This window comes from Arthrobacter sp. SE2, from assembly GCF_058244265.1.
In genome coordinates, this window is record NZ_JBZAYA010000003.1 from 280,483 (window position 1) to 302,781 (window position 22,299).

Annotated in this window: 17 protein-coding genes; 6 read left to right on the forward strand and 11 right to left on the reverse strand. The window is 60.7% G+C overall.

Translation table 11 applies throughout. The features are described 5' to 3' along the window. Nucleotides 1-160: 160 nt before the first annotated feature. The 3 genes from AC4CS3_RS06195 to AC4CS3_RS06205 form a co-directional block, all read right to left on the reverse strand. On the reverse strand, nt 161-301 hold the full coding sequence (locus AC4CS3_RS06195; protein ID WP_172465581.1) for a hypothetical protein: 141 nt from the start codon (nt 299-301) through the stop codon (nt 161-163). Nucleotides 302-883: 582 nt separating this feature from the next. Beyond that, nucleotides 884-1,468, reverse strand: a complete 585-nt coding sequence (locus tag AC4CS3_RS06200; protein ID WP_490782673.1) for a histidine phosphatase family protein — start codon at nt 1,466-1,468, stop codon at nt 884-886. Nucleotide 1,469: 1 nt separating this feature from the next. Beyond that, on the reverse strand, nt 1,470-2,966 hold the full coding sequence (locus AC4CS3_RS06205) for a CCA tRNA nucleotidyltransferase (protein WP_490782674.1): 1,497 nt from the start codon (nt 2,964-2,966) through the stop codon (nt 1,470-1,472). Between the two features lie 216 nt (nt 2,967-3,182). On the opposite strand from AC4CS3_RS06205, the gene AC4CS3_RS06210 reads away from it, so the two are divergent. The 5 genes from AC4CS3_RS06210 (at nt 3,183) to trxA (ending at nt 9,168) form a co-directional block, all read left to right on the forward strand. Beyond that, a complete protein-coding gene (locus tag AC4CS3_RS06210) occupies nt 3,183-3,683 on the forward strand; it encodes an NUDIX hydrolase (protein ID WP_490782760.1) in 501 nt (166 codons plus the stop codon). Nucleotides 3,684-3,753: 70 nt separating this feature from the next. After that, nucleotides 3,754-5,835 carry a murein biosynthesis integral membrane protein MurJ gene (murJ, locus tag AC4CS3_RS06215; protein ID WP_490782675.1) on the forward strand — a complete coding sequence of 694 codons (2,082 nt, stop codon included), beginning with the start codon at nt 3,754-3,756 and terminating at the stop codon, nt 5,833-5,835. A 143-nt stretch (nt 5,836-5,978) separates the two neighbouring features. Next, entirely contained in the window at nt 5,979-7,643 is a 1,665-nt protein-coding gene (locus tag AC4CS3_RS06220; protein WP_490782676.1) for an ABC transporter substrate-binding protein, read from the forward strand. Between the two features lie 205 nt (nt 7,644-7,848). Then, a complete protein-coding gene (gene trxB, locus AC4CS3_RS06225) occupies nt 7,849-8,805 on the forward strand; it encodes a thioredoxin-disulfide reductase (RefSeq protein WP_490782677.1) in 957 nt (318 codons plus the stop codon). 36 nt (nt 8,806-8,841) lie between these two features. Then, complete coding sequence (gene trxA / locus AC4CS3_RS06230; RefSeq protein ID WP_078107075.1) at nt 8,842-9,168, forward strand: thioredoxin; 327 nt, start codon at nt 8,842-8,844, stop codon at nt 9,166-9,168. A 5,453-nt stretch (nt 9,169-14,621) separates the two neighbouring features. Here the strand turns inward: trxA and AC4CS3_RS06235 are convergent. The 8 genes from AC4CS3_RS06235 to rpmH form a co-directional block, all read right to left on the reverse strand. After that, on the reverse strand, nt 14,622-15,794 hold the full coding sequence (locus AC4CS3_RS06235) for a ParB/RepB/Spo0J family partition protein (protein WP_490782678.1): 1,173 nt from the start codon (nt 15,792-15,794) through the stop codon (nt 14,622-14,624). A 67-nt stretch (nt 15,795-15,861) separates the two neighbouring features. Further along, nucleotides 15,862-16,917 (reverse strand): ParA family protein, encoded by a 1,056-nt coding sequence (locus AC4CS3_RS06240; RefSeq protein WP_490782679.1) that lies wholly within the window; start codon nt 16,915-16,917, stop codon nt 15,862-15,864. Between the two features lie 86 nt (nt 16,918-17,003). After that, on the reverse strand, nt 17,004-17,654 hold the full coding sequence (gene rsmG, locus AC4CS3_RS06245) for a 16S rRNA (guanine(527)-N(7))-methyltransferase RsmG (RefSeq protein ID WP_490782680.1): 651 nt from the start codon (nt 17,652-17,654) through the stop codon (nt 17,004-17,006). 6 nt (nt 17,655-17,660) lie between these two features. After that, a complete protein-coding gene (locus AC4CS3_RS06250; RefSeq protein WP_490782681.1) occupies nt 17,661-18,236 on the reverse strand; it encodes a Jag family protein in 576 nt (191 codons plus the stop codon). After that, nucleotides 18,236-19,213 (reverse strand): membrane protein insertase YidC, encoded by a 978-nt coding sequence (gene yidC, locus AC4CS3_RS06255; protein ID WP_345448258.1) that lies wholly within the window; start codon nt 19,211-19,213, stop codon nt 18,236-18,238. The genes AC4CS3_RS06250 and yidC overlap by 1 nt, the downstream gene beginning before the upstream one ends. 17 nt (nt 19,214-19,230) lie before the next feature. Beyond that, complete coding sequence (gene yidD, locus AC4CS3_RS06260; protein ID WP_425550475.1) at nt 19,231-19,629, reverse strand: membrane protein insertion efficiency factor YidD; 399 nt, start codon at nt 19,627-19,629, stop codon at nt 19,231-19,233. Then, a complete protein-coding gene (gene rnpA, locus AC4CS3_RS06265; RefSeq protein ID WP_236813924.1) occupies nt 19,622-20,029 on the reverse strand; it encodes a ribonuclease P protein component in 408 nt (135 codons plus the stop codon). The genes yidD and rnpA overlap by 8 nt, the downstream gene beginning before the upstream one ends. Before the next feature lie 40 nt (nt 20,030-20,069). After that, complete coding sequence (gene rpmH / locus AC4CS3_RS06270) at nt 20,070-20,207, reverse strand: 50S ribosomal protein L34 (protein ID WP_011776797.1); 138 nt, start codon at nt 20,205-20,207, stop codon at nt 20,070-20,072. A 457-nt stretch (nt 20,208-20,664) separates the two neighbouring features. Here rpmH and dnaA point away from each other — a divergent pair, with 457 nt between their 5' ends. Beyond that, entirely contained in the window at nt 20,665-22,086 is a 1,422-nt protein-coding gene (gene dnaA / locus AC4CS3_RS06275; protein ID WP_345448260.1) for a chromosomal replication initiator protein DnaA, read from the forward strand. Nucleotides 22,087-22,299 lie beyond the last annotated feature (213 nt).

Genomic DNA, 22,299 nt, shown 5'->3' on the forward strand with positions numbered 1-22,299 from the left:
CTTCAGGCCCGGCGAACAGGTTCCGGCAAGCCGCGGCGGACGGCCCCGCGCCTGACTCCCGCATTAAGAGGCGGAAGCCCACGCATAGCCGCGTGGGCTTCCGAGGCGAACAGTCCGATGTGTGCCATCAGTCCCTCCTGTAATGCAGTGGTGGGGACACTCAGCGGATGATGCCCATTTGGTGCAGGACGACGTAGACGTCTTCCCGGCGTTGGTCCAGCAGTTGTCCGTTGAAAAGGGTCTTGTCTTTGACGACGGGCTTGCCGTTGAAGACCATCAGGTCCTTGAGGCGCTTGGCCAAGGGTTCACCTCCTTTCGTGTTGAAGAGAATTGCCGGAATTCGGGCATGACAATTAAGCCCACTGAATTCGAAGAAAGCAGCGGCAGAATTAGGCATGTGAATGCCGGGCAATGATGGGTGGATTAAGCGGATTTATCGAATGACCGTAAACAGTACCGAAGCATGGAGTTCCGGTAGGTGGTATCCAGGGGCAGCCGTCCCCAACAAGAAGCTGGTTCCGAACTATGAGGAAACTGCGCACCACGTCAATCGCGTGATACCGCTCAATGGCAGGCCCAACCCGGAGCCTGATTGCACCGTGAACTGCCCCAAATAATCAGGGTAGGAAGTACATCAGGGGGAGTTAGGCCGCAAAACGGCGTCGAGCAGCAAAGGCCGGGGTGCCAGCAACGGTCATCTTCCATCCGCTAGTCAAAGTAATCATTTTCCCAACCTCCTTTTCTGCTTTGGCACTACCGCAGCTGACTGACCGGGCAGTGCACGCCTCAATCCCGGCGGATCGCTCTGGGATCAAAAATAAAGTTACACCATGAATCGCGCTGTTGACCAGCCAATTACAAACAATTTAGAAATTAATTCTTCCTACAGTCCCCAGCGAAGAATGGCAGGCGTCCGCTTGTCCCAACCCAAAGTGCAAACTTTGGCTGTTCCCAGGACAAAGTGGCGGCCTTCCCGGGCATCCAATTCAAGCCAGCGGGCCGTGAGGATGCGGGAAAAATGCCCGTGGGCCACAATCAGGACGTTGTCCATTCCAGACTCGAGGACGCGTGCAATGATCTTGTCGGCACGGGCTGCCACGGAGTCGAGAGTCTCGCCGTTGGGAACGCCGTCGGACCAGATGAGGTAGTCCGGGTTGTCTTTGCGGATGAGGTCCGAGCTGATGCCTTCGTAGTCGCCGTAGTTCCACTCCACGGCGAGCGGTTCATGAACGGCGTCGGGGAAGCCCGCCAACTCCGCGGTACGCCGGGCCCGGCGCAGCGGCGATGTCAGGACCAGGTCGAAGTCGATGCCTTCCAAGATCTTGCGGGCTTCCACCGCCTGCTGTTCGCCTTCCACCGTCAAGGGAAGGTCCGTCAAACCGGTGTATTGGCCGCTCTTGGACCATTCGGTCTCCCCGTGACGCATGATCCAGAGCTGTGGCCGGGAAGGCTTGGCTGCAGGGTTCACTTCAGGACTCCTCTGGTTCGGCGGTGCCTGCTTTGGCATCGACGGCTGGTTCCGATGAAAGTTCGACGGCGGACTCGGGTTGCCCGGCCCACCACGCCACGAGCTTGGACTCGGCATCCTCCTGGGACAGCGGACCGTTTTCCATGCGCTCCTCCAGGAGGAACTTATAGGCGCGGCCAACCACGGGCCCGGGCTTGAGTCCCAGCAAAGCCATGATCTGCGCTCCGTCCAAGTCCGGCCGGATGGCATTGAGCGATTCCTGTTCGGCCAGGACCTCAATCCGTTGCTCAAGGTCATCGTAGGCAAAGGAGAGCCGCTCCGCCTTGCGCTGGTTACGTGTGGTGACGTCGGACCGGGTGAGTCGGTGCAGGCGCTCCAACAAGGGGCCGGCGTCTGCAACGTATCGGCGGACCGCGGAATCGGTCCAGCCCGCGTCCCCATAGCCGTAGAAACGCATGTGAAGCTCTACAAGCCGCGCCACGGCCTTGATGGTGTCGTTGTCGAAGCGCAGGGCCTTCATGCGTTTTGCGGTCAGCTTGGAGCCGACCATGTCGTGGTGGCGGAAGCTCACCGCGCCGCCCGGTTCGAAACGGCGCGTCGCCGGCTTCCCGACGTCGTGCATCAGCGCGGCGAAGCGCAACACAAAGTCCGGGCCAGGCACCGGGCCGTCCGGGCCCGTCTCGAGCGACGCGGCCTGCTCCAGGACCTGCAGGGAGTGCTGGTAGACGTCCTTGTGCCGGTGGTGCTCATCGGCTTCAAGGCGCAGGGCAGACACCTCGGGGAGGACGAATTCGGCCAGTCCGGTATCCACGAGGAGGTCGATGCCCGCGCGCGGGTGCGCACCGTTAATGAGCTTGACGAGTTCCTCGCGCACGCGTTCGGCGGAAATGATCTTGATCCGCTCGGCCATGCCGGACATTGCGAGGCGGACGTCGTCGTGCACCGCAACGCCGAGCTGCGCAGCGAAGCGGGCGGCGCGCATCATGCGGAGGGGATCGTCGGAGAATGACGATTCCGGTGCTCCCGGGGTGGCGAGGACCGAGGCATGTAGATCCCGTACGCCATGGAACGGATCCACGAGTTCCAAGGAGGGCAGTCGGAGCGCCATGGCGTTGATGGTGAAGTCGCGGCGGAGGAGGTCGGCCAGCAGCGAGGAGCCGAAGGCCACCGCAGGCTTGCGGGAATCGGCGTCGTAGGCCTCGGCGCGGTACGTCGTGATCTCAATCTGGAAGCCGGACTTTTTCATTCCGATCGTTCCAAAGGCGCGGCCGATCTCCCAGAAATTGTCAGCCCACCTCTTGATGATGGAAAGGGTCTGGTCCGGAGTGGCGTCAGTGGTGAAATCCAGGTCCGGCGAGACACGGCCCAGGAAGAGGTCCCGCACCGGCCCGCCAACCAGCGACAGTTCGAATCCAGCGTCCACAAACCGCCGGCCGAGGTCCAGGACCACTGGATCCATCTGGAAATTAACTGAAGAACTGTCCAATACTTGCGCCATAGTTCCTTAAGCTTGTCAGATTTCACGGCGCCATCCCACCGGATCCTTGTCATTGCGCTGCGATTGCGTGGCGACGGCACCGGGATCACCGCCGAACGCCATCCGCACGTCACCGCGAGTCCATGTCCCGGTCATCACCAACGGGCAAGAGTCGTTAGAGTGGACTTCATGGCCAACCCGATCCCGAGTGCTCCTGGCAGGAGGACGAACGCACCATTGCCGTCGGCAATTGGTGCCCACGTCGCGCCCGCTCCGCACCCGGCACAGGCTGCCCTTCCGACGGTGGAAGAAGTCTCCGCCGGCGGCGTCGTCGTGGACACGTCCGACGGCGAACTGAGGGTTGCGATCATCGCCCGCCTTAATAGGGGTGGCCGGCTCGAGTGGTGCCTGCCGAAAGGGCATCCGGAGGGCACGGAAAACAACGAGGAAGCAGCGGTCCGCGAGATTGCAGAAGAGACCGGAATCGAAGGCAACGTCCTCGCTCCTCTCGGCAGCATCGACTACTGGTTCACCGTGAGCGGGCACCGCGTCCACAAAACCGTGCACCATTTCCTCCTGCGCGCCACGGGCGGAAAGCTGACCATCGAGAACGATCCCGATCAAGAGGCAATCGACGCCGCTTGGGTTCCCCTCCAGGAATTGGCCCGCAAGTTGTCCTTTCCCAATGAGCGGCGCATCGCCGATCTTGCCCGGGAAGTTCTGCCCGAACACCTCTAACGCGGCCTTTCCCACCGCCTGACGCCGGTTTGACGCACCAGGCAGCCCGGCTCATGGGACGATAATGACAATGTCTGCCGCCAAAACAACCCAGTCACCCCAGTCCGGAGAAACACGTTCCAGCGCCGTCATGGCCGCGGGGACGCTCGTTTCACGGTTCCTCGGCTTCGCCAAAACCTGGATGCTTGGCGCCGCACTGGGCCTGGGATCGACGGTCAATGACACCTTCATCAACGCCAACAACCTGCCCAACTTGATCTTCCTCCTGGTGGCGGGCGGCGTGTTCAACGCCGTACTTGTCCCGCAAATCATCAAAGCGAGCAAGGGCCCGGACCGCGGCGCGGACTACATCAGCCGGCTCCTGACCTTGGCCGTGCTGGTTCTCTTGACGCTCACGGCGCTGGTCACACTGGCTGCGCCGATGGTCATCGATCTCACTACACAGGGCTATTCACCCCAGCAGAAGTCGCTGGCCGTAACCTTTGCGTTCTATTGCCTGCCGCAGATCTTCTTCTACGGTTTGTATGCGCTCCTGACCCAGGTCCTCAACGCCAACGGCGCTTTCGGCCCCGCCATGTGGGCACCGATCCTGAACAACGTGGTGGCCATCGCAGGACTGGGCATGTTCATCTGGATCCTCGGCGCCAACAACACCAACCCCCACACCCTGGACAATTGGGGGCCTTTCCAGACCTTCCTGATCGCCGGCTTCTCCACCGTCGGCGTACTAGCGCAGACCGCGATACTCCTCGTCCCGGTGATCCGCCTGCGGCTAGGACTCCGGCCCCGCTTTGGCTGGAGGGGCGTGGGCCTGGGCCAGGCAGCGAAATTGAGCGTCTGGACGCTCCTGACCGCCGCCGTCGGGCAGCTCGCTTTCCTTTACGTCATGAGGATCGCGACGATTCCCGGTTCCGAGCGGCTCCGCCTGGAGCACGCGCAGGACCCGGCGGCCGCCACTCTCCCCGGTAACGCGGTCCTGGAAGTAGCCAGCCAGCTGTATCTGCTGCCGCACTCGATCATTGCGTTGTCGCTCGCCACGGTGCTCTTCAACCGCATGGCACATGCCTCCCAGGCCGGCAACAAGGCCGAGTTGCGCGAGGCCCTTTCGCATGGACTGCGGACCATGGCCGTCGCCACTGTCTTCGGGGCCCTGGCCCTGTTCGCCCTCGCCGGACCGCTGGGCATGTTCTTCTCCGGCGGGAAGCCCCAGGACGGCGTCATGCTCGCCCAGACGCTGACGATCCTCGCGCTGAGCACGCCCTTCATGAGCGCCAACTTCATGATGTCCCGCGTCTTCTACGCCAACGAAGACGCCCGGACCCCTTTCTACATCCAGCTCATGCTGGCCCTGCTCAACGTTGTGGGCGCGTTCATCATCCAGTTCCTGCCGGTGGGCCGGATCATCTTCGCGATCGCCGTCCTGTACACGCTTGGCAACATCCTTTCCGTGGTCATCAGCGTCTGGTTCCTGCGACGCCTCCTCGGCCATGTGGACGGCCCCCGGATCGCAAACTCCTACATTCGCATGGGTTACGCAGCCTTGGGCTCGGCGATCGCCGGCGCATTGGCCTTGTGGCTCCTCGGCAGCTATCACGCCGACGGCTTTGCCTGGAGCAGCAGGCCCGCCGCTTTGGTGACCGTTGTCGTCGTCGGGCCCGTCATGCTGCTTGCGTACCTGTTCCTGCTGCGCGTCTTCCACGTCAGTGAGCTGCGCGATTTGCTCCGGCCGGTTCTCGGCCGGCTCGGCCGGGGTGTTCCAGTCGAGAAAACACCGCCCGCGGGCGGAAAGCAGACCCCGACGCCGGTCCGCGCCACAGTGTCCGACGACACCGGGCTCATTCCGCGCATCTCGGGCGAATTCGACGCAGCATCCTTCCGCGCCGGTCCCGCCTTGCAAACCATCCCTTCCAAGGACGGGTGGGATGGCGGCCACGATCCTGACCACCTTGCCGATAGGGGCATTGCGGAAGGGAAAGATACAGTGGACGCTTGGTCCGACATCGAGAAGTCATATCTGCCGGATGAAGACATCCCCAGCACCGCGCAAGGGGCCGCAGGCCGCCCAGGCATCCCGTTGCCTGGCCGCCGTACCTATCAGGGGACGCCGGGAAACAACCCATATTTCCGCGGTGGACCCCGCCGCAAAAGGTGACGCATCCTCGCAAACCCGGAGCCGGAACGGCCCAATCAGCTAGGATCAGAAACTAATACAGGTAGTTGCAGACCACGGGTCACCCGGCTGGCCGGATCCCGTATTCAGGACCCGCAGCTTCCGGACAGTCATAGGAGGAACCCGTGTCCCACCCGATCGATGTCGGATCAGTGCTTGGCGGCCGCTACAAAGTCACAGCCACCGTGTTGACTTCGCACGACCAAGATCTGGTGCTCGACGGCGTGGACCAGGTCCTCAACAGACCTGTCAGCATCCTCGTGGCCGGCCCCGGAAACGCTGAGCAGGTCGCCAAAAGCGCCCGCGAGGTAGCCACTGGGGAACGGCCCGGCCATGTCCAGATCCTCGATCTCGGCGTGAGCGACAGCACCACGTACCTCATCACCAACCACAGCAGCGCTCCTGACCTACTGGATCTCGTAGTGGCCACCAACCCGCCCTACGTCGAACCGTTCTTCACGGACACTCTTGGCAGCGAGATCTTCGGCCAGGCAAGGTCCCACGAACCCGAGACCTACGACGGACTGTACGACGAAGAAGAGCACGACGCCGAGTACATCAGTTACGACGAGGTCGAGCCCAATCCCCCCGGCGATTCGTTGCAGGGTGCCCCGGCACCTGCGGACCCGCGCCGCCCGGTGGTTCCTCCCATGCCTGCTGCCCGGCCGACGTCGGCCCCTGGGGGCATCGGTTCCCGCATCGCTGCTGCGGCAGCGGGAGCAGGGGCGGCTGCCGCTGCGGCCGCAGCCGCCGTAAAGGGTAACGGAAGATCAACCAGCGACCACGGCGAAGCCGCACCTTCCGGGAGGGCCGGATCCGCTTCAGCCGCCGAGTCGAGCCGGACCGCTCCCCAGCAAATCCAAGAGGCACCCGCCACGCAGGCTGTTCCGGCGTCCACCCCTCCGGCGTCCACCCCTCCGGCGCCTACCTCCGCGAACCCCGCCCAGGAATCCAAGGTCTCTCTCTGGTCCGAAGACGACTACGGCTTTGTTAACGACGACGCCGGCTCCCGAGATGCGGGCGCTTCTCGCGATGCGGCCGCAGCTACCGGGGGATACAGCCGAGGAGCATCGAGCTTCCCCTCGACGGCGCGCGAGCAGGCAGAGCCCCTCGACGAGGACGAATACTACGACGAAGAGCCAGTCCGCGAGCCCCGTTCCTTCCGTTGGCTCGTGGGTGGGGTCCTTGCCGCCGTCTTGATCGTGGGTTTGGTTCTGGCTGTAACCAATCTCGGCAACCTCATCCCCGGCGGGACTCCGGCAGCCAAGCAGACCTCCACAGCTTCTCAAACGGTAACCGGACAGCCGAGTAGCAGTTCATCAGCAGCAGCGCCGGTCGCAGCGCCGCCGGTCATTGATGGAGTCACCCGCATGGGCGATTTCGAATTCGCCGCGAGCTACGACAAAGACCTGGTCAAGGCTTACGACGGCAACGCCGCGAGTTACTGGTCGGACATGGAGTTCGCCACCGCGGACTGGGGCGGCCTGGCACCTGATGGGGTTTCGCTGCTCGTCAAGCTCAAGGCGCCCTCACAAGTAACGTCCGTCACCTTGAGTCAATTAGGCGCATCCGGTGGAAACATCAACGTTTACACCAACGATCGTCCTGCTATGGATGGGGCCAAATTGGTGGGCACCAACAGCTTCACGTCACCGGAGCTCACCATGCCGCTCAGTTCCCCTGTAACGGCGCAGTACGTAATCATCTCCATCAAATCCCTGCCCAAGCTGACCGCGCCCAAGACACGCTACGGGTTCGGCCTCCGCCTTGCGGAGATCAAGGTCCAGTAGTCGACGGCGGAAGGCCCCTTCGGGCGTCAACTCCGGTAACGGAGCCTTCGTCCTTCCATGCCCTGCGCTGCCGGAAGGTACCCTGAATGGTGGCGGATATTAGGGTCCCCGGGAACATCGGAATATTCCGCGCCGACAGAGGGTTGTGCCATGTGGCCGGCCGCAAGGATCCGGTGCATCGACTAAGGAAGAGGTTCACCCACCAGTGAGCAACGCAGAAAACACCGCGTCCAGCGTACGTGATGTCATCATCGTAGGCTCAGGGCCTGCCGGTTACACAGCGGCCGTCTACACTGCCCGCGCCAACATGAAACCGCTGCTCATCGCCGGTTCCGTGACTGCCGGTGGCGAACTGATGAACACAACGGACGTCGAGAACTACCCCGGTTTCCCCGAAGGCGTCATGGGACCTGATCTCATGGAGAACTTCGAAAAGCAGGCGGCACGCTTTGGGACTGAGATTCAGTTCGAGGACGTCACTGAACTGGACCTCGACGGCGACATTAAGTCCGTGACGATCGGCACGGGAGAGACCTTCAAGGCACGCGCCATCATTCTTTCCACGGGTTCCGCATACCGCGAGCTCGGCCTGGCGAATGAAAAGCGTCTTTCCGGACACGGCGTGAGCTGGTGTGCAACCTGTGACGGTTTCTTCTTCAAGGACCAGGACATCGCAGTGATCGGCGGCGGGGACTCTGCAATGGAGGAAGCACTTTTCCTCACCAAGTTCGCCAAGTCCGTCACTGTGGTACACCGCCGCGACGCCCTCAAGGCTTCCAAAATCATGGGTGACCGTGCGGAGGCCCACGAGAAGATCAATTTCGTGTGGAACACCGCCGTCGAGGACGTCATCGGTGGGGACAAGGTTACCGGCTTGAAGCTGAAGAACCTCGTCGACGGTACCGAGTCCGAACTCGCCGTCACCGGCGTTTTCGTGGCCATTGGCAACGATCCCCGCACGGAACTCGTAAAGGGAAAGCTGGAGCTCGCCCCTGAAGGCACCATCGCCGTCGACGGCCGCAGCTCCAAGACCAGCATCAAGGGCGTCTTCGCCGCCGGCGACGTCGTGGACCCCACCTACCGCCAGGCCATCACGGCAGCTGGTTCGGGTTGCGTCGCGGCTTTGGACGTCGAGCACTATCTTGCAGACCTGCACGCCTAATCGGCACGGCAGCCATCCATTCGAAGGGAAAGAATTATGAGCAACGCTAAAAACGTTACCGACGCCAGTTTCAGCACCGACGTCCTGGCCGCTGAAAAGCCGGTCATTGTGGACTTCTGGGCGGAGTGGTGCGGCCCGTGCCGCAAGTTGGGTCCCATCCTCGATGAAATCTCGGTTGAGTACGGAGACAAGGTTGACGTAGTCAAGCTGAATGTCGACGACAACCCAGCGATCGCCGCTGAATACGGCATCACGTCTATTCCGGCGGTTTACCTCTTCAGTGGGGGAGAAGTGAAGAGCACAGTTATCGGCGCCAAGCCGAAGCAGTTCTTCGAAAAGGAATTTGAATCCGTACTGTCCTAGGACGTCGGGCGCCCCTTTAGCGGTCGCTTCTGATTCGGCCGGTGGCCCTCGCTCTTGAGCTAGGGCCACCGGCTTTTTCGTGCCTTCGGTATGCGGCCTCGGGGTTCGTGGTCTCGCGACTGGCGGTGCTGGTGTGAATGTTGGTAGGCCGATGCAAGCGCTTTTGCTGCTCGTGGACTGACGATGTCTCAAGTGAACCATTTTCAATTTCAAGATAGATAATTTTTCCGGGGAACGGCCAGGACTGGCGTGAAATCTATTGCGCGACTGGAGTCGGGATCGGATAAGGGCAAATGCCGGCAGGACTGGCATGGATCAAAGACTAAACGACAAGTGCGCTGTCGCTTCTTCTGAGTCGTCCGCTGATGTCGGGGTATCCGCGCTGTTGCAGCGTTTATGGTTTAGTGCCGACGACGAGGTATTCGAGTGGGCTGTTTCACGTGAAACATGGCTAACCGTTCGAGAGTCATCGACATGCACTTTAGTGTTCGAATTCGGTACGGGCAAAGAACGCGAGAGTTGGCATTCGTAAGGTTTCACGTGGAACGTAAAATCACTGCTCGTTGTAAGGGGCTACAGGCACTGGCCGACATGCCTGTTGACGGTGGTGGCGTGTCCAACTTACCCTGAATTCCCGACCCCTCGAACCCTGCGATCGCACCTTCTTGCAAGCTCCGGGGCACCCCTAACCAAGAGACTGATCCCGGGTCATCCTTCACTGATAGTTGGGGAGTCTTGCGGAAACCCTTCCGAGCTCCATGTTTCACGTGAAACACAGTGGCGGCCCGAACTTCTTGTCACATCCTCATCAGCCAGGACTCGGTACGACCTCGCGCACGTCTTTCGCGAGGGACCAACACCGGCAGGCCCACGCGCGGTGGCTCGCACTCAGCTTGGAGGCAGAGAATCATCACGCGCACGATTCGAGTCCGGCAGAAGAATTCGCCATATCTCACGGATACAAGGGCTATTCGCCTAGAGGCCCGCTACCGAGAATCGACTTCAAAGCGTATCCAGACGGCGACCACGGTGACGCGCAGCTTGCTTAGCCGTGCTCAACTTCGGAGCCATCGAACGAGATGGCATACTTCCGCAATCAATTTAAGTTGTTTCAGCGCAAATGGGTCGTCTTATGGACCCTGGACTCCAATCCGTCAGCTATGCGGGGACAGAGGTAGCTTTCGGATGCAGCCCGGCGCTTCTGATACAGACAGAATGCGTAAACCCGCTGGCTGGGAATGAGAGGGGATGAGCCACCCGCAGCTCTACGGCTCGATGGTAGCGGCAGGATTCGCCCCCTCGCACCGTGAGACTTACGGGCCAGCGCTACGTAGGCACATTCGTCTCACCAGCCCCCGAGGGTCACGATAAGCCTACCCGGCGGCCACACGGAACTAGGTTGCCGCATGGTCAAATCGACAGCCGCACTCACGCCTGCTGGGCGCCTCGGATTGTTGGGTCCGCAAGAGCACCATTGAAGGGGCTGAAGCAGACGCCCTCAGGCAGGTCGCAGGAGTTGGAGACAACAACCAGCGCGGTCGCATTGCGCAAGCGCACCCGGCTTCGTTCATTCTCTGCGCGACAGTTGCCATGAGAAGTCCCGGCTTTCATCACCCTCCAATTCGCTTAAGGCGGGCCATCTGGCGATTGGATCGCGATTGAGGGAGCGAATGATGGCCGATCGTGGCGATCAACGTTTCTAAGCCGTACCCGCTTGCCAGGTCGTCTTCGCGAACCGACAAGCGATCTGGTCTGGTCTGGTCTGGTTCAGGCCGCTCCGCCTTGAACCCATCGACGCAGCCTTTAGCCGTAGTTCGCAATTCAGAACGGCGTCGACACCCAGCGTCCTCCCATCAAATTACTACCCAGGACTTCAACCGACCCCGCTCCTGCCTCTCAACAAGTGATCTGGCGTCATGGATCCAATCACGAAGCAACGGTGGTCTCGGCAGGACGTTCATCCGAACGCGAAAGAAACACGGCCGCCGAATCAGCCTTGGACATGCAGCCTCCGACAGCCTTCGCGAGCCTGCACTCTCCGGCGCTGACAAGAGTTGAAGCGAGATGATTCGAACGCGGGAAGGCGTGGCGCTTGGCACGGTGAATGGGCTTCCCGGCTTGGTCCAGGGCAAGCTTACCCGCACTAGGAAAGTCTAGTTCGTGTCCCCGGAGCGTGGGGCCTGAGGATTCGAACGGCTGAACATCGGACGGCGATTCCCATTGCCGAGGGTTCGCCCGGCCTGTGGGCCCGCGGCTCACTCACAGGTCTCCGCCGCTCGATGTCCTGCCTCAAGTTCGGCTCTACACAGACGTCCGCAGCTTCAGAATCGCTTGAAGCGCGAAAGCGATTCTGCACCGGTTCTGCGGACCGGGCGCCCCCGTCGGCGGCATACCCCCGTGATGAATGAACCATGCACAGAGTAGGCGGGCGTGTGGGCCTCCGGATGTGAGCATTGGAGCCACGTCATCTCAACGGCTGCTTCCGCCTCAGGCGCGTATTGGCGCCTCCGCCCACGGGCAGCTGAGAAGAGTCGTTGCCCTGCAAGCTGGAGCGTGTCCCGTCATCGTCGGCCACCGTTTCACGTGAAACTCGACGAGATCATGGTGCCCAAACTCGTACACGCCGAGGTCGATAGCTTACGGATAATCCGGAGACTTCTGACCAAGATAGGGGCACTAGTGCACATCAAAGGTTCGAACTTCCAGGGAAGCTGCATCGGGGCCGCGAAAGATATCCACCGACGGGCCCAGAGTTATTCACATAGTTATCCACAACGATATCCACTGCAGGAAAGAGCCAGGTCAAGCAGCTCTCCTAGCGTGGTCGGGAGCGCGAACAGTGCGAACCAGAGCGAGCCTCCGCCTGTCACCTGGAAGCAGTCTTGGCTTGGGCCGGGAATGCCCGTAGAAGCTCATGAATCGGCCAAAAATAGATCTATTTTGGGCGAAAATGGCCGTCTCGAAGACAATGGCGCTGTTTCACGTGAAACAGAACCATCGAAGGGCGCGAGTAGCACGCGAACACCACCGCCGGCCGGATAGAGACTCGCTGAGTGAAAACCGTCGGCCCCTCCACCCGGCCAACTTATCAACAAAGTTATCCACAGCGATATCCACCGCTGCTCTCAGACTTTTCAACAGAGGGTTGTCCCTGTGAAGGATGGGTGGGCATCACGCGAGCGGAGGAAATTTGTGCTTTGCATGCGGAGAAAGCTCTCAAACCGCGCCTCGATTTTGGGCGACCGTCGGCGTCGAGGACCGTCGATAGTTCCAACCGGCCTGCCGGGAGGTAGCGGCTCGCGCAGTCTCAATGCTCCGACGATGACCAAGCTAGAGCCTCGTCCAGCCGCTTCCATGGCTCCAGGACTAGGATACCGATGTGGCCAAGCAGAGGTTCGCACGGCGCGTTTGCGCTAAGCATGCCGTAGATCCGCCCCCAGATTTGCCTGGGCACGACGGTCGCAGGTCGAGGCAGAATCCACAAACGCCACGCACAGCGGTGTTGATATCGCACTCCTTTTGACTGGGTCGCCATTCAGCTTGCCTCGGATCCATCACATCGCACGAACCCACGTGCGAGCCAAAGTGCACTCGCAGGGGAAACGCGGCCACACGGGAGAAGGCTTACCGCTCAGAGCTCGAAGGAGGATCCTGACACAAACACACCTTGGGGGAGACCACGCTGCTAACAGCTTCATCCCGGACGATCATTTGCAAGCGGCACGACCATGGAGCAACTGAGCTGTCCGACCACTGGTGTGGGCGCCGGTCTCGGCTCTAGCACGGACAACCGCCACAAACAGACCGAGAGCCGCTTGCGACTACAGGGGGACTGCGATCACTTTGTGTCTTGAGCCGCTCACAATACTGACCATTGATTCCCGTGGCCCAGCTGGCGGAATCTGGTCGACGAATCTCCCTACGGGTCGGAATATTCATGAACGATTTCGGGCCCGTCCCCGCATCGAGGATGAAACAACGCTGACGGTCGGATCGGACCTGACCCAGGCTCATCAGTCCCGACGGACGTGCAAGATGATCAGGGGACGCTATGGTTTGTGCCGACTTCATGGTCAAGCCAACTGGGGAGCGGGACCCGAGTTCGGGCCATCCCCTGCCTGCTCCCACCGGTAGGCGCCGGCTCGTGGCTATCCCCAGTTCCAGACGGCCAGAACGCCGTCTACCGTTGCGCCCAGTCGTGCGCGTTCGCCACACCACCGATTCCGAGCCCGGCTAACGTCCGACGCGAGCAGACAGTGGTTGGACCCCTCCTTACGTGGAGTCAATTCGTCGAAATGAATGCTCGACTGAAAGTCGGTTCTCAGTGGCAAGCCCCGCCAAGCCCACCGCTACTATCGGGAACCTTCCTCCATCGTCTCCGATCGTAAGTGCCGCGTTCCTTTGGGAGGCCTGATGGTTGTGGCCGAAACCCCGAGGTCCCCCTCTAGACGGTGAGTGGACAAGAGGAAGCCGAGAAATGTTCAGCTTCCGAGCCCTCTCGAAGGGCCACGTCACTGATGATCAACTTCGTACTGCGAGTCAACTATCAATTATTGAAGGACGTGCCGGTGAGACAGTCACGGCCCAGCCTGCAGGGATTCGTTTCACGTGAAACAGGCCGAGTCGACCCTCCGGCCAAGGCTGACTGACAACCTGACTCAGGTATTCAAGCGTTAGCCGAGCTCAGGGTCGTAGGGGCCTGGTGAGCCGGGCCAACTGTTTCACGTGAAACATCCCGCGCCTCATTGCCGGCGCAGGAGGCACTGACTGCCTATGTCCACCATGCTCAGACCGCTGCGCCGTCACTGGCTGAAGTTGATGAGCAAGGTCGGGAGCTGTGCGGGTGAGAAATGCGAGTTGGACTTTCTTCAGATGTTGCCCTCAATCCCCGCCTTCGCCGACACGACACAGAAGAGGGGAGTGGAACTAATCCGGATGTCCAGGACCAGATCGACCAAGGATGCAAGATGCAAGCGTCGACCACAAAGAGTCGAGCGAGAACCCGGAGTACGTAGGAGATCCCTGCGAACGTCAATTGAAGGGAGCGAGTCCTGTTGTTTCACGTGAAACACACCAGTGGCTCCGCGATGCTCTGCTCGCGCCAAGCACGAAAATCAACGGACGCGACACCCGGCGCTGAGCTCTCCTAAAGGAGAAAGGGGAACCACCAAATGTGAGGGCTCACCACGACAGGGTCTTCAAGGCTAAGCCTGCCGACCCGCTCCAGCCGCAGGAGAAGGGCCTCAAGCCGGCCACACGAGCAGTACAAGCAAGCGATCTCAGATAGCTACTCACAACCCATGCAAAACCCGGGAATCCCACCCGCACTCTCCCTGAGCGATGAAGGTGAACCACAGGGCCGACTGGATTCCGCACCAGCCTCGAGCAACCATTAAATGAAAATGAGGCCTGCCTCCTTAGAAGCAAACCCCAATTCCGTACAAATCGTGCGACTAGCCTTCATCCCCGGGCGACAAAACATCCATGATGCGGTTCAGATCTTCAACACTGGCAAACTCAATGCTGACTCGACCCTTTCGGGCACCCAAGGTGATCTTCACGTTGGTGTCCAACCGATCGGAAAGAGAAGACGCAAGGTAGTCGAGGCGTTCATGACGCGCATTGGGGCGCGGGATGCTGTTCTTCGGCGGCACCGTAGGATCCTGGTACAACGCCACCGCTTCCTCAGTGGCCCGTACGGACATTCCTTCGGAAACAATCTTCTGCGCGAGACGCTCCATCGCGGCCGCGTCCGGAAGAGCGAGCAAGGCGCGAGCATGGCCGGCCGAGAGCACGCTGGCCGCAACGCGTCGCTGCACCAGCGGAGGAAGTTTCAGGAGACGAAGAGTGTTGGACACCTGCGGCCGCGAACGTCCGATCCGATCGGCCAGTTGCTCGTGGGTGGTACCGAAGTCCTCCAGGAGCTGCTGGTAGGCAGCTGCTTCTTCCAAGGGGTTCAGTTGGCTGCGGTGGAGGTTCTCCAGCAAAGCATCGCGCAGGAGGTCGTCATCATTGGTATCGCGAACAATCGCCGGGATGGTTTCGAGTCCGGCGGCCTGTACAGCCCTCCAGCGCCGTTCACCCATCACCAGTTCATACGGTTCTCCACCCTTTTCGGTTGAAGTACGTACAACAATTGGCTGGAGGACGCCTATTTCCTTGACGGAATGAACCAGCTCCGCCATGTCGTCCTCATCGAAGACGCTACGCGGTTGCTTGCGGTTGGGATGAATGTCCCCGACAGGGATTTCGGCAAAACGCGCCCCGGGAACTTCGACTAGCTGAACCTCGGGCACTTCCGCGGGAAGCGACTCAGAAACAACGTCGGCGGGCTCAGACGCGGTCGGTTCTTCACGAGAGCTGACCTTCGCGGCGGGCGACTTCGCCGCGGGAGTCTTTGCCGCCGTCGTGCTCTTGGACGAAGATCCCCGCGAGGGGGAGCTCTTCGCTACTTCGGTTTCAGGAACCTCAGGCGTGTCCACCGTCTCCAGGGCTTTGCGCGCCTCAGGGAAGAAAAGGTCCACAGGGCGGGAAGTCGGAACGCCATTGCCCGATGCACCGGCCGAAGCGGAGCTGGGAATGAGAGCCCCAAGACCCCTACCCAGGCCTCGTCGCTTTTCGCTCATTAGTATGTCCCTCCGGTGGAATGGCAAGAATAGAGCCCGCCAAGGATATTGCAGTGATTAAGGAAGTCTAGCGCTCGGCGATTTCCGCGGCGGCTTCCATGTAGGACAACGCGCCGCTGGATGAGGGATCGTAGGTCATTACCGTCTGTTGGTAGCTCGGAGCTTCCGAGATGCGCACGGAGCGGGGAACCACGGCGCCGAGGACCTGGTCCGGGAAATGTTGACGGACCTCGGAAGCCACCTGTGCAGCCAGATTCGTGCGGCCGTCGTACATGGTGAGGAGAATGGTGGAAACGACCAGATCAGCATTGAGATGCTTCTGGATCATTTCGATGTTCTTGAGGAGCTGGCTCAGGCCCTCCAATGCGTAGTACTCACATTGGATCGGGATGAGTACCTCGCTTGCCGCGCAGAATGCGTTGACGGTCAGCAGACCCAGGCTGGGCGGGCAGTCGATGAAGATGAAGTCCAGGCGACCTTCACCGTTCTTCGCGCGTTCCTTCGAATACACATCGATTGCGCGGCGCAGGCGCTGCTCGCGTGCCACGAGGGAGACCAGTTCAATCTCAGCGCCCGCGAGGTGAATGGTGGCCGGCGCGCAGATGAGATTGGGAATATCAGGGCAAGGTGCCACAACCTCACGCAGTGGAAGGTCGTTGATCAGCACATCGTAGATACTGTCGACGTCGGCGTGGTGTTCAATACCAAGAGCGGTGGACGCGTTTCCTTGGGGATCGATGTCGATCACCAGGACATTGAGTCCCGCGGAAGCCAAGGCGGCCGCAATATTGACAGTCGTGGTGGTCTTTCCGACGCCGCCTTTTTGATTGGACACGGTAAAAATACGGGTCTTTTCCGGCTTGGGAAGCTCGCGTCCCACCAACCGCTCGCGGCGTCGGGTCTCGTTGGCGAGCTGGCGCGCAATGGGGCTGGAGTCGTCGATGGAGTCCATGACGTTGTCGTGTCCGACGATCAAGGTTTCACGTGAAACAGCGGCGTTCGCAACCGAATTGGTACGCATCAGCGCAGACTCAAAGGACGCCGAGGGTGCAGCCATGGCCCGAGCCGACCCCAAGGAAATAAATGGCGGGATCCGCTGGGTGGAGGTTTCGCTACTGCCCACTGTCACACTCTCACTCTCATTCGGCTCTAGCTGCCGTTCTCTAGCTTAACCGCTCAGTTGCGGACACGCGGGACACAGCGCCGAAGCTAAGCGATCTTCCGCTGTTTGTTAACGACGATCCTCACCACTGTGGTGGGTTCTTCCAGGAGCTCCTGCCCGCAAACCACGACGGACGTTTCCACGCCGCCGAGCCTGCGGATCATTTTTGCTGCTTGCTCAATCTCTTCGGCAGCACTGCGGCCCTTGATCGCAACCACTTCACCCTTGCCGCTGAGCAAGGGAATGGTCAAGCCAGCCAGCTTGGTGAGGGCGGAGACAGCCCTGGCTGTGACAACGTCCGCGTCGACCATCCCCACCGCGAGCTCTGCCCGGGTGCGCATGACCGTGACATTGCCCAGCCCGAGGTCGTCCACGACTTCCTGAAGCCAAATGACGCGTCGCTCCAGGGGTTCGATCAGTGTAAGTTCAAGGTCGGGACGTGCAATAGCCAAGCACAAGCCGGGAAGCCCCGCGCCGGAACCAACGTCTGCAACGTGGCTTCCGTGGGCAATCACCGACTCGATGACCGCGCAGTTGAGAACGTGCCGGCTCCACAGGCGGGGAACCTCGCGCGGGCCAATCAACCCGCGCTCGGTTCCTGACGTCGCCAAATGCTCTACATACCGCTGGGCGAGACCAAGCCGGTCACCGAAAATCTTTTCTGCCGCCTGCAGTTCGGCTGCCGTGATTTCAACCATGATCCGTTAGTCGGCCGAAACCACAATGTGGCGGCCGGCGCCTTCGCCCTCAGACTCGGATACAAAGCCGAGGTCCGCGACAGCGTCGTGCACAATCTTGCGTTCGTAGGCGCTCATAGGTGCAAGTGCAACGGAGGCACCGGTCTCCTTGACCTTTGCGACGGCGTCTTCCGCAATCTGCTGCAGATCGCCGGCACGTTCCTTGCGGTAACCATTGATGTCGAGCACCAGGCGCGAGCGGTTCTCGGTCGCCGAAAGCACGGACAGGCGAGCGAGTTCCTGAAGGGCTTCGAGCACTTCACCGTCGCGGCCTACCAGGCTCTCAAGCCCCTCAGAGTCGTCTTCAGCCGCGATGGAGATGTAGGTGCGGCCATTGCGGATCTCGATGTCGATGTCGCCGTCGATGTCGGCAATGTCGAGGAGTTCCTCAAGGTAGTCTGCGGCGACGTCGCCCTCTTCCTCGAGGCGGCTCACGGAAGTGCCCTTACCGTCAGCAGCGCCTTCTTCGGAAGTTTCTTCTGCGGCTTCTACCAGTTCCTCGGCGGCAGCGGCCGTTGCCTCTTCGGTGCTTTCAACAGACATTACTTCTTCTTCCTGTTCTTACGTTGTGGCTGGATGCGCTGCTGGGCCTTGACCTCGACGGCGGCCACTTCGGCAGCGACGTCTGCGTCCTTCTTACCGCCCAGAAGGGGGTGGGACGGCAAGCCCTTGGCGGCACGACGCTCGGCAAGCGCCTTCGCTGCGGGGGATCCCGGCGTCGGCATGCGGCGGATGACAAAGAACTGCTGGCCCATGGTCCACAAGTTGGTGGTGGTCCAGTAGATGAGCACACCAATGGGGAAGTTGATGCCACCCACACCGAAGACGAGCGGCAGGATGTAGAGCATCATCTTCTGCTGGCGCATGAACGGGCTGGCCATCGCCTCTTCGGACATGTTCTTGGCCATGATCTGCTTCTGCGTGATGAACTGCGACGCCGTCATGGCCAGGATCATCACGATCGACAGGACCCACACGATCGTCTGATCGGATCCGGGGAGACCACCGCCGTGGAGCAAGGAAGCCGAGAGCGGTGCGCCGAAGATGCTGGATTCGTCGAACTGCACCACCTGGTCGTGGCTCAGGGCGCCGATGCCGATACCGCTCTGGCGGGCCTGGGTGATACCGGAAAGCACCTGGAACAGCGCGAAGAAGAACGGCATCTGGATCAGCATGGGCAAACACGCCGAGAACGGGTTGGTGCCGTGCTTCTTGTACAGCGCCATCTGTTCCTGCGCCATCGCCTGGCGGGAGAGCTGGTCCGTCTTGCCCTTGTACTTCGCCTGCATCTTCTTCAGATCAGGCTGCAGCAGCTGCATGCCCCGCTGGGCCTTGATTTGCTTGACGAAGACAGGGATCAGGGCGGCACGGATCACCAGCACCAAGCCAATGATGGACAGCGTCCAGGTCCAGCCGTTCTCCGGCGGCAGGCCGATGAAACTCAGCCCGTCGTGGAACCCCAGCATGATCGCGGACACTAGCCACTTGAACGGGGCCAGAATTGTTCCAAAGATGTCCATACGTTTTCCCTATTTCCTCAGGCCGCTGTGCGGCGACCGTCTTCATCAGACCACACAGCCAGGAACTGGTCCGGGTTGTTCAGTACAACAATTGTGGGCGTCTGGCCTTCGGGCCAGTGACGATGTCCGGCGGGGACGTGGTCCACGCCGCCGGCGTTCCAGGGGTGGCAACGCGCAAGGCGCCGCACTGCGAGCCAACTTCCCTTGACGGCACCATGCACCGTCACCGCTTCGAGGGCATACGCCGAGCAGGATGGGAAGAACCGGCACACCTGGCCGTACAAGGGAGAGATGATCCTACGATACGTCTTCAGCAAGATAATGAGGACGTTGCGCGGCAGCTCCCACAGAAATGTTCCGAGGATCCTCGGAGCGACTCTAAAGAAGCGGACGACGGCGGAGCTCAGCTCATGCACGCGGTGTCCCTTCCGTTGTGGTGCCCTGGGTGGGCGAAACAACTCGCGGAGAGGATCCGCCGAGCCGTTTCGTGGTTGCCGCCAAGGCGGCGTTGTAATCCGTCAGCAGCTGGTCCCAGCTCGCTGTTGCGGCCGCGGGCAGCGCCCGGACCACAACAGCAAGACCCGTGCCATGTCCTTTCAAAGACAAAGCACCTGCTTCTCTCAGTCTCCTCTTAACGAGGTTCCTGGTCACAGCGTTCCCGACAGCTTTGGAAACGATGAAGCCGATGCGGCTCGGTTCTCCGGCACCGATAGGTGCCGTATATAACACTAAGTTCCGGCGTCCATTGCGGACGCCGGAACGTACAGTTGTTGAAAAGTCGGTAGAAGTCCGCAGACGATTACGGGTGGCTAGCACCTATTGACTCGCTTGGAAGGCTGACCGACGAGTCAGTTATTTAGGCCGACAGTTCGACGCGGCCCTTGCCACGACGGGCGGCCAGGATGGCACGGCCGGCACGGGTGCGCATACGAAGGCGGAAGCCATGCTTCTTGGCCCGACGGCGGTTATTCGGCTGAAAAGTCCGCTTGCTCACGTTAGTTACTCCAGTGGATCAAAGGTGCGCCCACCCGATCAAAAGGGGAAGAACTGGCCGACGCTAAGTTTATTGTGTATCCGCCGCCGCCCAACGCCGGATTTACCGGAGGTGCGGGTGGTCAAAAAGCGTACACATAGGACTTCACAACGTTAGGGCAGAAAGACCCCCGAGGTCAAACCGGGAGCCGCCGCGCCCGTTATCCCCAGCTGTGGCTAAGTACACCCACCAGCCTGTGGATGAAGTGGCTCACAGGCCCTGTTTTAGAACCACAACGGTGTAATTATCCACAAGCTTCTTCCCAGCTATCTTCTGGAGTTTTCATCCCCTAGAGTGTCTCAGTAGCCGATTATCCACGGACTGTGCATAACCCTGTGGATTCGGTTCGGAATCCACTCATGGTTTGGACCTTCGGCTGCCGCAATCCAGGCAAGCAAGCACTCGAGGGAACCAATTGATGACGGTAGACGAAGCCAACCACGCCAACACGGTCGGAAGTTCCTGGCGGCGGGTGCTGAGCCTGCTGGAACAAGACGATCGCGTCACACCCCGGCAGCGTGGTTTCGTCATCCTTGCGCAGGCGCAGGGCCTGATCGGCTCCACCCTCCTGGTGGCCGTACCCAACGAACTCACCCGCGAGGTCCTCCAGACGCAAGTCAAGGACGCCCTCGATGATGCCCTCCGCAGCGTCTTTTCCGACGACATCCGGTGCGCGATCGACGTCGACACGGATCTGGTGCCCATCCACGAAGAACCGGCCCCCGCCGTCGAACTCTCTTCCGCGAACGACCTTGCCGTGGAATCTAAGCCACAGCCCACCCCGCCGAGTACTTCGCACGAATTCGGCCGGCTCAACCCGAAATACGTCTTTGACACCTTCGTGATCGGTTCTTCCAACCGGTTCGCCCATGCTGCCGCCGTCGCGGTCGCGGAAGCACCGGCCAAGGCCTACAACCCTCTGTTCATCTACGGAGACTCCGGGCTCGGCAAGACGCACTTGCTGCACGCGATCGGCCACTACGCCCGCCGGCTCTACAGCGGCATCCGGGTGCGCTACGTGAATTCCGAAGAGTTCACCAACGACTTCATCAACTCCATCCGCGACGACGAGGGCGCCAGCTTCAAGACCACGTACCGCAACGTCGACGTGCTCCTGATCGACGACATTCAGTTCCTGGCAGGCAAGGACCGCACGCTCGAGGAGTTCTTCCACACATTCAACGCCCTGCACAACAACAACAAGCAGGTGGTCATCACCTCGGACCTCCCGCCCAAGCAGCTCGCCGGCTTCGAGGACCGCATGAAGTCCCGCTTCGAATGGGGCCTACTGACCGATATCCAGCCGCCCGAACTCGAAACCCGTATTGCGATCCTCCGCAAGAAGGCCCAGAGCGAAGGATTGTCCGCCCCCGACGACGCCTTGGAATACATCGCTTCCAAGATCTCCAGCAACATCCGGGAACTCGAAGGCGCGCTGATCCGCGTCACTGCGTTCGCCAGCCTCAACCGCCAGCCCGTGGATGTGGCCCTCGCCGAGATGGTGCTGAAGGATCTGATCACCGACGACGGTGCCCAGGAGATCACGGCCGACCAGATCCTGAAGCAGACGGCCGAGTACTTCAAGCTCAGCATGGAAGAGCTTTGCAGCAAGTCCCGTACGCGCACTTTGGTGACCGCGCGGCAGATCGCTATGTACTTGTGCCGCGAGCTCACGGACATGTCCCTGCCGAAGATCGGCCAGGAGCTTGGCGGCCGCGACCACACCACAGTGATCCACGCGGACCGCAAGATTCGCGAACTGATGGCCGAGCGCCGTGTGATCTACAACCAGGTGACTGAGCTGACCAACCGCATCAAGCAGCAGCAACGCGATTCCTAAGCGGCCACTACATACCTTATTAACAGGCACATGTGGATAAGCCTGTGGATACTTAAGGGGACAAACACGGTTAATGGGCTTAAAACCCTTAAGCCGTCTGTGGATCGTTAAAAACGGACCTGGGGGTTATCCACGTCCACACCCTGTTTAAAACCCCTGTCACCCACATATGGTGAACAGGGCTTAACCGCGGAACTGCGGGTCCAGAGGCGG